Raw genomic sequence first — 14,355 nt, forward strand, 5'->3', positions numbered from 1 at the left:
GTAACCCGCAAGGAGGACGCAATGAGTGATGAGCAAGAGTTGCTGCCCAAACCGAGCCAGGAGGTTCGCCAATGGGCCATGTTTTGTCACTTGTCCGCCTTGCTGGGGATCTGGATTCCGTTCGGCACGCTGATCGGGCCGCTGGTTCTGTGGCAGATGAAGCGCGAGACCGATCCGTTCATCGACGCCCAGGGCAAGGAAGCGCTGAATTTTCAGATCACCGTGGCGATCGCTTCGATGATCTGCTTCGTGCTGATGCTGTTGCTTATCGGGTTCGTGCTGTTTGGCCTGCTGGCCATCGCGGCGCTGGTGTTGACGATTATCGGTGGGGTGAAAGCCAACGAAGGTTTCCCGTACCGTTATCCGTTCACCTGGCGGTTGATCAAATAACGAACGATCGCCCACAAAAAAACCGACAGTGATGTCGGTTTTTTTGTGTCTGCGAAAGGCTGCTTAGATGGTCAGCGTCCAGTCGTAGTCGACGATCAGCGGCGCATGCTGCGAGAACCGTGGCTGACGCGGCAGGCGTGCGCTGCGCACGAAGCGCCGCAGGCCAGGGGTCAGGATCTGGTAATCGAAGCGCCAGCCCAGATTCAACATCTCGGCCTGTTCGTTGTCCGGCCACCAGCTGTACTGGTCGCCTTCGCGGCTGACTTCGCGCAGGGCATCTACGTAGCCCATGTTGCCGACAATCTCGTCCATCCAGGCGCGTTCCGGCGCCAGGAAACCCGGGGATTGCTGGCTGTCGCGCCAGTTCTTGATGTCGAGCTTCTGCTGCGCGACGTACAGCGAGCCACAATAAATGTACTCGCGACGTTTGCGCCGCTGTTTGTCCAGGTACTTGCCGAAGTCGTCCATGAGCTTGAACTTCTGGTTCAAGTCCTCATCGCCGTTCATCCCCGAAGGAAGCAGCAAGGTGGCAATACTGACTTTGTCGAAATCTGCTTGCAGGTAGCGCCCGTAGCGGTCGGCCGTCTCGAAACCGAGACCGCTGATGACAGCCTTCGGTTGCAACCGCGAATACAAAGCCACGCCGCCTTGGGCAGGGACTTCAGCATCGCAGGCATAAAGGAAGTAGCCGTCCAGTTGGAAGGCTGGGTCATCCAGTTCAAAGGCGGAGGCACGGGTGTCCTGCAGGCAGATGACGTCGGCATTCTGTGCCTGCAGCCAACTGAGCAAACCGCGCTCGACTGCAGCCTGAATACCATTGACGTTCACACTGATGATCCGCATAAATGGCCCCAAAAATCGCGTGCGTGTATGATACACGGCGTCAAGCTAATTAGCTAAATCCGTGGTATTTGGGGTTTTTTTCATGCAAGCGTATCAGCGCGATTTCATTCGTTTTGCCATCGATCGCGGCGTTTTGCGCTTCGGTGAGTTCACCCTGAAGTCCGGGCGTACCAGTCCTTACTTCTTCAATGCCGGCCTGTTCAACTCGGGTTCCGCGCTGGCGCAGCTGGGTCGTTTCTACGCTGCGGCCATCGCCGAGAGCGGCATTCCGTTCGACGTGCTGTTCGGCCCGGCCTACAAAGGCATCCCGTTGGCGGCAACCACTGCCGTGGCGCTGGCCGAACACCACAACCGTGACCTGCCATGGTGCTTCAACCGCAAGGAAGCCAAGGCCCACGGCGAAGGTGGCAGCCTGGTCGGCGCACCGCTGACCGGCGACGTGCTGATCATCGACGACGTGATCACCGCTGGCACCGCGATCCGTGAAGTGATGCAGATCATCGCTTCCCAGGACGGCGCCAAGGCCGCCGGCGTGCTGATCGCCCTGAACCGTCAGGAGCGCGGCAACGGCGAGCTGTCGGCAATCCAGGAAGTCGAGCGTGATTTCGGCATCCCGGTCATCAGCATCGTATCGCTGAACCAGGTACTGGAATTCCTGGCAGACGACCCGCAACTCAAGCAGCACCTGCCAGCCGTTGAAGCCTATCGCGCCCAGTTCGGCGTCTGATAGATAAAAGAAAGGCCCTGAGAATCAGGGCCTTTCTTTTTTTGTAGCTTTAGTCCCGCAGTCGCAAGGCGCGTAGCAAAGCATCCACCTGTCCGAAGGCATCCTGCTGCCACTGATCCGGTGTTCGATCTTCAAGGATTTGGCTGTCTTCAACAAAGCGTCTAACTGACGTTGGGCCGTACCCGTCAATGACGTCGAACTTCTGGCTGATGTATATAAAGCCTTGTTCGCCACTTCCTGTTTCCAACACTGACCGGCACTCATCAGCAAGTGATTCTGTGCCTCCGGGATAATTGCGGACGCAGTAGTAGATGTCGTAGGCGTCTTTCTGTTTGTGTCTCCCATTCAAGGCGTAACCCTTCATCGCAAGAAGTGCTGGTATGGAACATACGGCAACTTCTACACGATTTTTACCGCCTGTGGGCATAGGTCCTTCGATTGCTACCATCTGGTAGAAACGGATGGCCAGGTCGGCGCCGTCAGCGCGTTGTACTGCAAAGTCGCTGAGAATGGGTGGCCTGTTTTTGATGATTTCGGCGTCGCGTGGCATCAAAAAATCCACGATCACATCTATCGGGGCTCCCCCGTCTTCGGCGGGCACCTGACGAACGAGTTGGAAGCGTCGTAAGTCGCCTCTTTGTTCATAGCCGTTGCCCATCAAGGCCTCGATCAAGGTTGCGTACTCGCCGTCACCCAGTGCCTGCGGATCCAGGCTCAAGTCGACGTCCAGAGTCCCGACATGTTGCATGTCATCATTTGCAAGCAGTAACCATGGCACCGCACCGCCTATCACTGTGAACTTGCCTCTGAAGCTACCAAGAATTTGTCCCATTTCAACGAGTACAGCTTTCACTGCGGTCGTTGTTCTGTCGTCATATTCCGAGGCATTTTGAGGTTCTTGAGGCACTAACGGGGCCATGTCAATTGCTCCTGTCGTAGATGCTCGGCAGCTTCCTTGCCGCGTTCTCCTGAAACAGATAAATCCAGATAGGTCTGAACAGGACTGGTGCAAATGACACCAGGTGCTGCTTCGACGGTGTCCAGCAAAATCCCTTCGTCCTTGGGAAGAGTGATCACGACATTTTCACCCTTGGACGCGGGAGCGAGCTTTAACGCCTTGATCAACACGTCTACTCCTTTTTCGTCTGCGTAGAAGTGATGGGTGCTGACGCGCGCGTAAGGGGCTAACCACTGTGCGGCAGAAAACGAGGAAAAGAGCACAGTTGCGTCGTTATGTTGGCTGATAGCATTTCGAGCCGCGCTTTCCAGGGCGCTGCCATGTAATGGGGTGTAGAACGTCTTGCGCACTCCTGGTGGCGGTTCATAGGCCTCAATCCAGGCATCCAGAACGGTCTGAGGATCGCGCAAGAGAAATCCATTGTTTGTCGCTTCTGCCCATTCTCGGTTGAGCAGAGCGGTGCGGACGTTGCTGACTTGACCAAGGCTGACGCCGGAAGCTTGAGAAAGCTCTATTACTCGCCATTCATGAGCTGGCTCTCGAAGCATCCTGCGAATAATCTGCGCCGATTTTGGTTTGAACAGAGACTTCAGCTCTCTATGTTCAGACGGGGGCTTTTCAGCGACTTGATGATCAATGAAAACACCCGCGAACGAAATCCAGGCGTTTCCTTCCAGATCCAGATACCCAACGTCTTTTTCTCGACAGGCTTGTCGGGCTGCCGGGGAAAGATAAGGGGCTATCAGGATGGGTGTGGCATCGATCTCCCGCGTGTTGATGTAGTCACGAAGTTGCAGGATGGCGGAGTTTACAAATCTGGGTTGTCCACTCGCCTTTGCTTCGCAGACCAGCGTGTACGACTTCCCGGATGTGATGATTTCGACAACGAAGTCAGGCTCCCAGGCTTCGGAGTGCTCAGTCGATTTAAGGCTTTTAACTTCAAGAATCGGAATTTTTGCAATAAGGCCGTGAAGCGCGTCTTTTGAATTTTTTTCGAGCTCTTTCATCAAACAGCTCCTTTTCAACGAATGCTGAAAATAATCATTCTGATGAAAAAAAACTACATTTTTCACTCAATTTGATAATTTCATCAGATGCTGAAAGATAGAAAAGTAATGAAATCGCGTAAAGAAGCGTACCGGCGCGGCTGCCGTACGGCTATAAAAAAACCGCAGGCTTCAGAATCTCCTGCGGGATTCTCCTTTACATTCGGAATCCTCGTAGGAGCTGCTAAAGGCTGCGATCTTTTCGTTTTCGGTTATTACGGACGCTTGCGATTGCTGATCAGCGTACCCACACCGGTGTCGGTGAAGATTTCCAGCAGGATCGCGTTCGGTACGCGGCCGTCGATGATCAGCGAGCTGCCCACACCGCCCTGAACCGCTTCCAGCGCACAGCGGATCTTCGGCAGCATGCCGCCATAGATAGTGCCGTCGGCGATCAGGTCGTCGACCTGCTGGGTGCTCAGGCCGGTCAGCACGGTGCCCGACTTGTCCATCAGGCCGGCGATGTTGGTCAGCAGCATCAGCTTCTCGGCTTTCAGCGCTTCGGCGACCTTGCCGGCCACCAGGTCAGCGTTGATGTTGTACGACTCGCCGTTTTCACCCACACCGATCGGCGCGATCACCGGGATGAAGTTGCCTTTGACCAGCAGATTCAGCAGTTCGGTGTTGATCCCGACCACTTCGCCCACATGACCGATGTCGATGATTTCCGGCTGGGTCATCTCCGGGGTCTGGCGGGTGACGGTGAGCTTTTTCGCACGAATCAGCCCGGCATCTTTACCGGTCAGGCCAATGGCGCTGCCGCCGTGACGGTTGATCAGGTTGACGATGCTTTTGTTGACCTGGCCGCCGAGGACCATTTCCACCACGTCCATGGTCGCGGCGTCGGTGACGCGCATGCCGTCGACGAAATGGCTTTCGATCGACAGGCGCTTGAGCAGATCGCCGATCTGCGGGCCACCGCCGTGCACGACCACCGGGTTGATGCCCACGGCCTTCATCAGCACGATGTCGCGGGCGAAGCCGGTTTTCAGCTCCTCGCTTTCCATCGCGTTGCCGCCGTATTTGATCACCAGGGTCTTGCCGACGTATCGGCGGATATAAGGCAGCGCTTCGGACAGGACCTTGGCAGTGTTGGCGGCGGCATCGCGTTCGAGGGTCATTCAGGGCTCCGGGTGAATCAGCAATCAGAACGGTAGTTGGAGATCAGGTGCAACGCGTTTCAGTTGGGCATGGAACACAGCCTTGATGCGCTGCAGTTCCGCCTCGTCATCGGCCTCGAAACGCAGCACCAGCACCGGTGTGGTGTTGGACGCGCGCACCAGGCCCCAGCCTTTGGCGTAGTCGACCCGCACGCCGTCAATGGTAGTCAGGTCGGCGCCTGGGCCCCACTGTGCATCGTGCAGTGCATCAATGATGCTGAATTTGCTCTCTTCGGTCACATGGATATTGATTTCCGGCGTGGAAATATCGTTCGGGAAGGTCGCGAACAGCTCTTCGGCCGAAGATTTTTCCTTGCTGAGGATTTCCAGCAGCCGTGCGGCGCTGTAAATGCCGTCGTCGAAACCGAACCAGCGCTCCTTGAAGAAAATGTGCCCGCTCATTTCACCGGCCAGCAGTGCGCCGGACTGTTTCATTTTCTTTTTGATCAACGAGTGACCGGTCTTCCACATTAGCGGCCGACCGCCATATTCCTTGATCAGCGGGATCAGGCGGCGGGTGCATTTGACGTCGAAGATGATCTCCGCGTCCGGGTTGCGCGCCACCACGTCACGGGCGAACAGCATCAGCAGGCGATCCGGGAACACGATGGTGCCAGTGTTGGTCACCACGCCGACGCGGTCGCCGTCGCCGTCGAAGGCCAGGCCGATGTCGGCGTTGGTTTCCTTGACCTTGGCGATCAGGTCGACGAGGTTCTCAGGCTTGCCCGGATCCGGGTGATGGTTCGGGAAATTACCGTCGACTTCGCAGTACAGAGGGATGACTTCGCAGTTCAGCGCCTCGATCAGTTGTGGGGCGATTACGCCGGCCGCGCCGTTGCCACAGTCGACCACGACTTTCAGGCGCCGGGCCAGTTTGATGTCCTGGACGATTTCGGTGTTGTAGCGGTCAAGGATCTCGACCTGGGTCACGCTGCCGGTGCCGCTGCTCAGGTTGCCGGTCTTGAGGCGCTCGTGCAGGGCCTGGATCTGTTCGTTGGCGAGGGTGTCGCCGGCGATCACGATCTTGAAGCCGTTGTAGTTCGACGGGTTGTGGCTGCCGGTGAGCATCACACCGGATTTGCCGGCCAGCACGTTGGCGGCGTAGTACAGCGCAGGCGTCGGCACCAGGCCAACGTCGCTGACATGGCAGCCGCTCTCGGCGATGCCGCGGATCAGTTCGGCAACCAGTTCCGGACCGGACAGGCGGCCGTCACGACCGACGGACACGTTCGGTTCGCCTTGGGCCAGGCTTTGGGAGCCGATGGCGCGGCCGATCCAGTAGGCGGTTTCGGCATTGAGGAATTCCGGCACGGTGCCGCGAATGTCGTAGGCGCGGAAGATGCTGTCAGGAAGCTTCGGGGCGACTTGGGCGGGGGTGCTCATCTGCAAAAATGCTCCATCTCGAAAGTGGCTGGACACACCGACGATTATTCGACGGCAAGCTCAAACTGAAGGGTATGACGGCGGTTTTCACAGAGAGTTCGTGGTGTGAAAGGGCCATGACGCCTTGTCCGGCGTGGTGTTGGCCTGCCAATGCGTTGATTTTCAGCGCTAAACCTTGCAGATGACATTTTGAAGTTCGTGGCGGGGGATGCCTCCTCGCCACGACGGGTTTTCAGCCGATCACTTGGTGCCGGAATGGCCGAAACCACCCGTGCCGCGCTCGGTCTCGACGAACTCTTCAACCATTTCGAAGTGCGCCTGCACCACGGGTACCAGTACCAGTTGAGCCAGGCGCTCGCCGACCGGCATGGTGAATTCGGTCTGGCCACGGTTCCAGCAGGACACCATCAGCGGGCCCTGGTAGTCGGAGTCGATCAGGCCGACGAGGTTGCCCAGCACGATCCCGTGCTTATGGCCCATGCCCGAGCGCGGCAGGATCAGCGCGGCGAGGTTCGGGTCGCCGATATAGACCGACAGACCGGTAGGAATCAGCACCGTTTCACCCGGCTTGATCACGATGTCCTCTTGCAGCATGGCGCGCAGGTCGAGACCGGCGGAGCCCGGTGTGGCGTATTGCGGCAGCGGGAATTCGGTACCGATGCGTGGGTCGAGGATCTTGGCTTGCAAAGCGTGCATGTAAATTAAACCTGGTTCAGACGTTCGGCGATAAAAGTGACCAGTTGGCGAGCGATTTTGCCCTTGCTGGTCTGGGCGAAAACCGTGGCGTGCAGCGCACGGTCGATGACGCTGCAGGCGTTTTCTTCGCTGTTGAAACCGATGCTCGGGTTGGCGACGTCGTTGGCGACGATCAGATCGAGATTCTTGTCCTTCAGCTTGCGCGCAGCGTAGTCGAGCAGGTGTTCGGTCTCGGCGGCGAAGCCGACACTGAACGGACGGTCGGGACGGGTCGCGATGGTGGCCAGGATGTCCGGGTTGCGCACCATTTGCAGGACGAAGCCGTCGCCGCTCGTAGGGTCTTTCTTCAATTTTTGCGGGGCGACGACTTCCGGACGGTAGTCCGCAACCGCCGCCGAGGCGATAAAGATGTCGCAAGGGATCGCGGCTTCACACGCGGCGAGCATGTCGCGGGCGCTGACCACGTCGATCCGGGTGACGCGATCCGGCGTCGGCAAATGCACCGGGCCGCTGATCAGGGTCACGCGGGCGCCGGCTTCCACCGCCGCTTCCGCCAGGGCGAAGCCCATTTTGCCGGAGCTGTGGTTGGTGATGTAGCGCACCGGGTCGATGTTTTCCTGGGTCGGGCCGGCGGTGATCACTACGTGTTTGCCGGTCAATGCCTGACGCTGGAAGCAGTCCGCCGCAAGCTGGGCCAGATCGGTGGCTTCCATCATGCGGCCCATGCCGACGTCGCCGCAGGCCTGGCTGCCCGAGGCCGGGCCGAAGGTCTTCAGGCCGCGACTTTCAAGGAGTTGCAGGTTGGCCTGGGTCGCCGGATCGCGCCACATGGCCTGGTTCATGGCCGGGGCGACTGCGACGATGGCGTCGGTGGCCAGCACCAATGTCGTTAGCAAATCATTGGCGATGCCTTGGGCCAGGCGAGCGAGCAGGTCGGCGGTGGCCGGAGCGATCAGCACCAGATCGGCCCATTTGGCCAGTTCGATGTGGCCCATCGCCGCTTCGGCAGCCGGGTCGAGCAAGTCCAGGTGAACCGGGTGGCCGGACAGCGCCTGCATGGTCAGCGGGGTGATGAATTCGCTGCCGCCGCGGGTCATGACCACGCGCACTTCGGCGCCCTGATCGATCAGGCGGCGCACGAGGTCGGCGCTCTTGTAGGCAGCAATGCCGCCGCCGACGCCCAGAACGATGCGTTTCCGATACAGCCGCTGCATAGGTCTGCCTTTCATTTCGTTGGTGACATACGTGGCGAAACCCCCTCCCCAGGGTGAATTCGCCCGCAAAAAAGATGGGCTACGATATCACAGCGACCGCTACGGAACAGCGGCGCCCACAGACAAGGAATGTGTATGAGTATTCGCGATTGGCCGGCGGCGGAAAGGCCGCGGGAGAAGCTGTTGGAACAGGGCTCGGGAAGTCTTTCCGATGCCGAATTGCTGGCGATTTTTCTGCGAACCGGGGTATCCGGCAAAAGCGCGGTGGATCTGGCGCGACACTTGTTGAATCAGTTCGGTAGTCTCCGTGCGTTGCTGGAGGCTGATCTTGGGGCGTTCAGCGAGCAATTAGGCCTGGGGCCGGCGAAGTTTGCCCAACTGCAGGCTGTACTGGAGATGGGGCGGCGACATTTGGCCGAGCGCATGCGGCAGAAAACGGCGCTGGAAAATCCACAAGTGGTCCGTGATTATCTCAAAGCCATGTTGCGCCACGAGCCGCACGAGGTTTTCGGCTGCCTGTTTCTGGACTCCAAACATCAAGTGTTGACCTTTGAAACGCTGTTTCGCGGCTCGATCGACAACACCGCCGTGCATCCCCGGGAAGTCGTGAAGCGTTCCCTGGCCAACAACGCGGCGGCGGTGATCCTGTGCCACAACCATCCGTCGGGAAACAGCGATCCGAGTCAGGCTGATCGATTATTGACCAAGCGCTTGCAAAAGGCTTTGGAGTTGATCGATGTGCGGGTGCTCGATCACTTCATCGTGGGCGATGGTGAGCCGTTGTCGATGGCGGAATGTGGCTGGATGTAGCTTTCAAGAACAAACGCTAGCCCCTGTGGGAGCGGGCTTGCCCGCGAAATCGGAGTGTCAGTCGACAACTGTGTTGGCTGATCCACCGCATTCGCGGGCAAGCCCGCTCCCACAAAGGTTCTGTGTTGTGGCGGGTTATTTAAGGGTGACCTTGGAGTAGTCCTGCCGCCCGAACGGGCTCACCGAGTAACCCTGCACGTCTTTACGCGTCAGCGCATACGCCGTCGGATGTGCCAGCGGCAGCCACAGCGCCTGCTGCTGGATCTGCGCCTGTGCCTGTTCGTAGAGCTTGGTGCGCACACCTTGCTCGCTGGTGGTCTTGCCGGCGCTGATCAGTTTGTCCAGGTCGGCATTGCAATAGCGGGCGAAGTTGGTGCCGGACTTCACCGCCGCGCAGGAAAACTGCGGGGTGAGGAAGTTGTCCGGATCACCGTTGTCGCCGGCCCAGCCCATGAACAGCAGGTCATGTTCGCCAGCCTTGGAGCGGCGGATCAGCTCGCCCCATTCGATCACGCGGATTTCTGCCTGAATGCCGATTTCCGCCAGATCCGATTGCAGCAGTTGTGCGCCGAGGCTCGGATTCGGGTTGAGCAGGCTGCCGGACGGACGCGTCCAGATGGTGGTCTGGAAACCGTCCTTCAATCCGGCCTTGGCGAGCAGTGCCTTGGCCTTGTCCACGTCGTGGGCGTAACCCGGCAGGTTTTTCGCGTAGCTCCAGGTATTCGGCGGATACGGACCGTTGGCGGCTTCGGCGGTGTCTTCGAATACAGCCTTGAGGTAGTTGGCCTTGTCGAAGGCGAGGTTGATCGCCTGGCGCACTTCCGGTTTGTCCAGCGGCGGATGCTGGCTGTTGATGCCGACGAAGGCGGTCATGAACGCGTCAGTCTTTTCGACTTTCAGCGTCGGCTCCTGCTTCGCGGCCTGTACGTCCAATGGTTTTGGCGACAGGGCGATCTGGCACTCGTTGCGCCGCAACTTTTGCAGACGCACGTTGGCGTCCGGAGTGATGGCGAAGATCAGCGGGTCCACTGCCGGTTTGCCGCGGAAGTAGTCCGGGTTGGCCTTGTAGCGGATCGAGGCGTCTTTCTGGAATCGGGTGAAGACGAACGGTCCGGTGCCGATCGGTTGGCTGTTGAGTTTGTCGGTCGCGCCAGCCTTCAGCAGCTTGTCGGCGTATTCAGCAGAATAAATGGAGGCGAAGCCCATGCTCAGGGTCGCGAGGAACGTCGAGTCCGGATGATCGAGAGTGAAGCGCACGGTCAGCGGATCCAGTGCGTCGATCTTCTTGATCAGGCTCGGCAACTGCATCGACTGGGCGTGGGGGAAGCCGCTCTGGGCGACCTTGTGCCACGGGTTGGCCGGGTCGAGCATGCGATCGAAACTGAATTTGACGTCTTCGGCGGTCAGTTCGCGGGTCGGTTTGAAGTAGTCGGTGGTGTGGAACTTCACCTGCGGATGCAACTTGAACACGTAGGTCAGGCCATCGGTGCTGACTTCCCAGCTGTCGGCCAGGCTTGGGACGACCTTGCCGCTGGCGGTGTCGAAATCCACCAGACGATTCATCAGCACGTCAGCCGAGGCGTTGGTGGTGGTCAGCGAGTTGTACTGCACCACGTCGAAGCCCTCGGGGCTGGCCTCGGTGCAGACGCTCAGGGCGGCGGCCTGGGCCAGTGGACTCAGTAACAGCGGGGCGAAGAGCAGGGGGAGGGCAGCGAGGCGCATGGTCGGCTTCCTTTACAGATCGAAGGCCCATCTGCAAGTGCAGTCTGGAAAAGTCCTACCCTAGTGGTCGCGATTGCAAATGACTATCCCCTTTTTGCATTTTCGGGGCTGCGCGGCGGAGGATTTGTCGCAAGTGACGGCAGGAAAAGTCGCGATAGCGGGTATGATCGGTTTTCTTCGACGAATGGTAAAAATTGCCGGCAGCCTTTGTCCAAGGCGCTTGCGGCCGGGAAAAGCGGCTTTTTAGCCATTCTTTGCGCACGGAAAGTTGTTGCTCCGTGGTCTTTCTGGTATAAAGCAGCGCTCTTTTCTAGGGGCCCGGTTCCTTCGCTTGTAGGTGTAGCCGGTAAGACCTCTAAAGAATCGCGGCGCCTGGCGCCACAATGACTAGAGATTAAGCGGCCAACCCATGCCGGGTTGGGCATGTGGTTTTAGAGGGCTGAGGCATGTCTAGAGTATGTCAAGTTACCGGTAAGGGTCCGGTGACTGGGAACAACATTTCCCACGCAAACAACAAAACCCGTCGTCGTTTCCTGCCGAACCTGCAGCATCACCGCTTCTGGGTTGAAGAAGAGAAACGTTTCGTACGCCTGCGCGTTTCCGCCAAAGGCATGCGTATCATCGACAAGCGTGGCATCAGCGTTGTGCTGGCCGAGCTGCGTCGCGACGGCAAGGTTTAAGGGAGCTAATCATGCGTGAATTGATTCGTTTGATCTCGAGCGCCGGTACTGGTCACTTCTACACTACCGACAAGAACAAGCGTACTACCCCGGACAAAATCGAGATCAAGAAATATGATCCGGTTGTTCGCAAGCACGTGATCTACAAGGAAGGCAAAATCAAGTAATTGATTTTTCCTGACTTACGAAAAAGGCCCGTATCTCACGATACGGGCCTTTTTTGTTGCCCAGGATTTTGTGGTGCCTGTGCGGGCCTCATCGCTGGCAAGTCAGCTCCCACAGGGGTAATTGGCGTTCACAAGATTTGTGCACACCGCCGAAATTGTGGGAGCTGGCTTGCCAGCGATTGGGGCCAGATCAGTCAACGAAAACCTCAAGCCTTCTGTTCGAAGATCACATAGACCTTGCGGCAGGCTTCCAGCACTTCCCAGGTGCCACGGAAACCGGCCGGAATCACGAAGCGATCACCGACGCGCAGGGTCTTGGCATTGCCTTCGCTGTCGCGCAGCACCGATACGCCTTGCAGGATCTCGCAGTATTCGTGTTCGGTGTAGTTCACCGTCCACTGCCCGACCGCACCTTCCCACACGCCGACACCCATTTGCCCGCAAGGACTGTCGTACTGATTGAACACCGCTTGTTCGGGATCGCCCTTGAGCACTTTGGCCGGGTCCGGGCGATAGCGTTCGGCTTCGGTTGTGGTCAGGCTGATGTCGACGACGTGCTGGATGTTCATTGTTGTTTTCTCCCGTAATGACGGCGCGATGGCGTGAAAGGGCCAAAGTCTATGTTGATTAAATTGAACGCCGCAAGGCCGTATGGCGAGCTTATGTCAAATATATTGAAACAACCCCGGCCGCTGGTTTAGGGTGGCGGATGCCTTGGGCCGAAAAGCAGGCTGGCCGGGCAGTATTCCTGAGGACGACCGCGACGATCGCGGCGCTCGTATTGAACAAGAGGAGGACACTCGAATGACCACCCTGACTCGTGCCGACTGGGAACAACGCGCCCGCGACCTGAAGATCGAAGGCCGCGCCTACCTCAATGGCGAGTACACCGATGCCGTCTCCGGCGAGACCTTCGAGTGCATCAGCCCGGTCGATGGCCGTCTGCTGGGCAAGATTGCCAGCTGTGACGCCGCCGACGCCCAGCGCGCCGTGGAAAACGCCCGCGCCACCTTCAACTCCGGCGTCTGGTCGCGCCTGGCGCCGACCAAACGCAAAGCCACCATGATCCGTTTCGCCGGCCTGCTCAAGCAGCACGCCGAAGAACTGGCCCTGCTCGAAACCCTCGACATGGGCAAGCCGATCAGCGATTCGCTGTACATCGACGTGCCGGGCGCTGCGCAAGCGCTGAGCTGGAGCGGTGAGGCGATCGACAAAATCTACGACGAAGTCGCCGCTACGCCGCACGATCAACTGGGTCTGGTGACCCGCGAGCCAGTGGGCGTGGTTGGCGCCATCGTGCCGTGGAACTTCCCGCTGATGATGGCCTGCTGGAAACTCGGTCCGGCCCTGTCGACCGGTAACTCGGTGATCCTCAAGCCATCGGAAAAATCCCCGCTGACCGCCATCCGCATCGCCGAGCTGGCAGTCGAGGCCGGCATTCCGAAAGGCGTGCTGAACGTGCTGCCGGGTTACGGCCACACCGTCGGCAAGGCGCTCGCTCTGCATAACGATGTCGACACCCTGGTGTTCACCGGTTCGACCAAGATCGCCAAGCAGCTGATGATTTATTCCGGTGAATCGAACATGAAACGTGTGTGGCTGGAAGCCGGCGGCAAGAGCCCGAACATCGTGTTTGCCGATGCGCCGGATCTGCAAGCCGCTGCCGAATCCGCCGCCAGCGCCATCGCCTTCAACCAGGGCGAAGTCTGCACCGCAGGTTCGCGTCTGCTGGTCGAGCGTTCGATCAAGGACAAATTCCTGCCGATGGTGATCGAGGCGCTGAAAACCTGGAAACCGGGCAACCCGCTGGATCCGGCCACCAACGTTGGCGCGCTGGTCGATACCCAGCAGATGAACACCGTGTTGTCCTACATCGAGTCGGGCCACTCCGATGGCGCCAAACTGGTGGCCGGCGGCAAGCGCATCCTTCAGGAAACCGGTGGCACCTACGTCGAGCCGACGATTTTCGACGGCGTGAGCAATGCGATGAAGATTGCCCAGGAAGAAATCTTCGGCCCGGTGCTGTCGGTCATCGCGTTCGATACCGCCGAGGAAGCGATCAACATCGCCAACGACACGCCTTACGGCCTGGCGGCAGCGGTGTGGACTCAGGACATTTCCAAGGCGCACCTGACCGCCAAGGCCCTGCGGGCCGGCAGCGTGTGGGTCAACCAGTACGATGGCGGTGACATGACCGCGCCGTTCGGCGGCTTCAAGCAGTCGGGCAACGGTCGTGACAAGTCGCTGCACGCGTTCGACAAATACACCGAGCTGAAGGCGACCTGGATCAAGCTGTAAACCGTTGAGGGAGCCTGCCGAGGCGGGCTCCCGAACGATACAAAGATCCCTGTGGGAGCGAGCTTGCTCGCGAAAGCGGTGTATCAGTCAGCACATTTGCTGAATGTGAAACCGTTATCGCGAGCAAGCTCGCTTGTATGTGTAGACCATTGACAGCCGGATAGGCGTAATAACTTCGTATAGCATACATTATACGAAGTTATACGACAGAGCGAAGCCCATTTTGCGTTGAGCACCGGGGCAACAAACCAGCGGTACATG

General features: G+C 58.7%; 14 protein-coding genes and 1 pseudogene. 6 read left to right on the forward strand and 9 right to left on the reverse strand.

What is annotated here, in order from left to right; genetic code table 11:
• Window positions 1–21 precede the first annotated feature (21 nt).
• Window positions 22–390, forward strand: coding sequence for a DUF4870 domain-containing protein (locus AWU82_RS22335; protein ID WP_007954441.1), 369 nt, complete (start codon window positions 22–24; stop codon window positions 388–390).
• Window positions 391–453: 63 nt separating this feature from the next.
• On the opposite strand, the gene crc is transcribed toward AWU82_RS22335, so the two are convergent.
• Window positions 454–1,233, reverse strand: a complete 780-nt coding sequence (gene crc, locus AWU82_RS22340; protein ID WP_007920349.1) for a catabolite repression control protein Crc — start codon at window positions 1,231–1,233, stop codon at window positions 454–456.
• Between the two features lie 82 nt (window positions 1,234–1,315).
• Here crc and pyrE point away from each other — a divergent pair, with 82 nt between their 5' ends.
• Window positions 1,316–1,960: an orotate phosphoribosyltransferase gene (gene pyrE, locus AWU82_RS22345; protein ID WP_011336558.1), complete on the forward strand. Its 645-nt coding sequence runs from the start codon at window positions 1,316–1,318 to the stop codon at window positions 1,958–1,960.
• Between the two features lie 49 nt (window positions 1,961–2,009).
• Here the strand turns inward: pyrE and AWU82_RS22350 are convergent, their stop codons facing one another.
• The 6 genes and pseudogenes from AWU82_RS22350 to coaBC all read right to left on the reverse strand — a co-directional run bounded on the left by AWU82_RS22350 (window position 2,010) and on the right by coaBC (window position 8,417).
• Window positions 2,010–2,879, reverse strand: a complete 870-nt coding sequence (locus tag AWU82_RS22350; RefSeq protein WP_064379847.1) for a nucleotidyl transferase AbiEii/AbiGii toxin family protein — start codon at window positions 2,877–2,879, stop codon at window positions 2,010–2,012.
• The gene (locus AWU82_RS22355; protein ID WP_064379849.1) at window positions 2,867–3,925 is read right to left on the reverse strand and encodes a type IV toxin-antitoxin system AbiEi family antitoxin; all 1,059 of its coding nucleotides are present in this window, start codon (window positions 3,923–3,925) and stop codon (window positions 2,867–2,869) included. The genes AWU82_RS22350 and AWU82_RS22355 overlap by 13 nt, the downstream gene beginning before the upstream one ends.
• Before the next feature lie 254 nt (window positions 3,926–4,179).
• Complete coding sequence (argB, locus tag AWU82_RS22360) at window positions 4,180–5,085, reverse strand: acetylglutamate kinase (protein WP_007954443.1); 906 nt, start codon at window positions 5,083–5,085, stop codon at window positions 4,180–4,182.
• A gap of 24 nt (window positions 5,086–5,109) precedes the next feature.
• Window positions 5,110–6,486 (reverse strand): annotated as a pseudogene (locus tag AWU82_RS22365) (phosphomannomutase/phosphoglucomutase); the annotation flags it as partial.
• Window positions 6,487–6,747: 261 nt separating this feature from the next.
• A complete protein-coding gene (gene dut / locus AWU82_RS22370; protein ID WP_011336556.1) occupies window positions 6,748–7,203 on the reverse strand; it encodes a dUTP diphosphatase in 456 nt (151 codons plus the stop codon).
• A gap of 5 nt (window positions 7,204–7,208) precedes the next feature.
• A complete protein-coding gene (gene coaBC, locus AWU82_RS22375; protein WP_064379854.1) occupies window positions 7,209–8,417 on the reverse strand; it encodes a bifunctional phosphopantothenoylcysteine decarboxylase/phosphopantothenate--cysteine ligase CoaBC in 1,209 nt (402 codons plus the stop codon).
• A 135-nt stretch (window positions 8,418–8,552) separates the two neighbouring features.
• Between coaBC and radC the strand changes: the two genes are divergently transcribed.
• Window positions 8,553–9,227: a RadC family protein gene (radC, locus tag AWU82_RS22380; protein WP_039765208.1), complete on the forward strand. Its 675-nt coding sequence runs from the start codon at window positions 8,553–8,555 to the stop codon at window positions 9,225–9,227.
• A 135-nt stretch (window positions 9,228–9,362) separates the two neighbouring features.
• Here the strand turns inward: radC and AWU82_RS22385 are convergent, their stop codons facing one another.
• The gene (locus tag AWU82_RS22385; RefSeq protein ID WP_064379855.1) at window positions 9,363–10,949 is read right to left on the reverse strand and encodes an ABC transporter substrate-binding protein; all 1,587 of its coding nucleotides are present in this window, start codon (window positions 10,947–10,949) and stop codon (window positions 9,363–9,365) included.
• 446 nt (window positions 10,950–11,395) lie between these two features.
• Between AWU82_RS22385 and rpmB the strand changes: the two genes are divergently transcribed.
• Both rpmB and rpmG read left to right on the forward strand, forming a co-directional pair.
• Window positions 11,396–11,629 (forward strand): 50S ribosomal protein L28, encoded by a 234-nt coding sequence (gene rpmB, locus AWU82_RS22390; RefSeq protein WP_003177273.1) that lies wholly within the window; start codon window positions 11,396–11,398, stop codon window positions 11,627–11,629.
• An 11-nt stretch (window positions 11,630–11,640) separates the two neighbouring features.
• Entirely contained in the window at window positions 11,641–11,796 is a 156-nt protein-coding gene (gene rpmG, locus AWU82_RS22395) for a 50S ribosomal protein L33 (protein WP_003177274.1), read from the forward strand.
• 206 nt (window positions 11,797–12,002) lie between these two features.
• Here the strand turns inward: rpmG and AWU82_RS22400 are convergent, their stop codons facing one another.
• Window positions 12,003–12,365, reverse strand: a complete 363-nt coding sequence (locus tag AWU82_RS22400) for a cupin domain-containing protein (RefSeq protein ID WP_064379857.1) — start codon at window positions 12,363–12,365, stop codon at window positions 12,003–12,005.
• A gap of 235 nt (window positions 12,366–12,600) precedes the next feature.
• On the opposite strand from AWU82_RS22400, the gene AWU82_RS22405 reads away from it, so the two are divergent.
• Entirely contained in the window at window positions 12,601–14,094 is a 1,494-nt protein-coding gene (locus AWU82_RS22405; RefSeq protein ID WP_064379859.1) for an aldehyde dehydrogenase, read from the forward strand.
• The last annotated feature ends 261 nt before the right edge of the window (window positions 14,095–14,355 follow it).

Source organism: Pseudomonas glycinae, assembly GCF_001594225.2.
In the GTDB taxonomy this organism is placed as follows: Bacteria; Pseudomonadota; Gammaproteobacteria; order Pseudomonadales; family Pseudomonadaceae; genus Aquipseudomonas; species Aquipseudomonas glycinae.

Bases quoted from the DNA above. Each gene is read 5' to 3' on its own strand.
- AWU82_RS22335 (WP_007954441.1), top strand. From the start codon at position 22: ATGAGTGATGAGCAAGAGTTGCTGCCCAAACCGAGCCAGGAGGTTCGC.
- crc (WP_007920349.1), bottom strand. From the start codon at position 1,233: ATGCGGATCATCAGTGTGAACGTCAATGGTATTCAGGCTGCAGTCGAG.
- pyrE (WP_011336558.1), top strand. From the start codon at position 1,316: ATGCAAGCGTATCAGCGCGATTTCATTCGTTTTGCCATCGATCGCGGC.
- AWU82_RS22350 (WP_064379847.1), bottom strand. From the start codon at position 2,879: ATGGCCCCGTTAGTGCCTCAAGAACCTCAAAATGCCTCGGAATATGAC.
- AWU82_RS22355 (WP_064379849.1), bottom strand. From the start codon at position 3,925: ATGAAAGAGCTCGAAAAAAATTCAAAAGACGCGCTTCACGGCCTTATT.
- argB (WP_007954443.1), bottom strand. From the start codon at position 5,085: ATGACCCTCGAACGCGATGCCGCCGCCAACACTGCCAAGGTCCTGTCC.
- dut (WP_011336556.1), bottom strand. From the start codon at position 7,203: ATGCACGCTTTGCAAGCCAAGATCCTCGACCCACGCATCGGTACCGAA.
- coaBC (WP_064379854.1), bottom strand. From the start codon at position 8,417: ATGCAGCGGCTGTATCGGAAACGCATCGTTCTGGGCGTCGGCGGCGGC.
- radC (WP_039765208.1), top strand. From the start codon at position 8,553: ATGAGTATTCGCGATTGGCCGGCGGCGGAAAGGCCGCGGGAGAAGCTG.
- AWU82_RS22385 (WP_064379855.1), bottom strand. From the start codon at position 10,949: ATGCGCCTCGCTGCCCTCCCCCTGCTCTTCGCCCCGCTGTTACTGAGT.
- rpmB (WP_003177273.1), top strand. From the start codon at position 11,396: ATGTCTAGAGTATGTCAAGTTACCGGTAAGGGTCCGGTGACTGGGAAC.
- rpmG (WP_003177274.1), top strand. From the start codon at position 11,641: ATGCGTGAATTGATTCGTTTGATCTCGAGCGCCGGTACTGGTCACTTC.
- AWU82_RS22400 (WP_064379857.1), bottom strand. From the start codon at position 12,365: ATGAACATCCAGCACGTCGTCGACATCAGCCTGACCACAACCGAAGCC.
- AWU82_RS22405 (WP_064379859.1), top strand. From the start codon at position 12,601: ATGACCACCCTGACTCGTGCCGACTGGGAACAACGCGCCCGCGACCTG.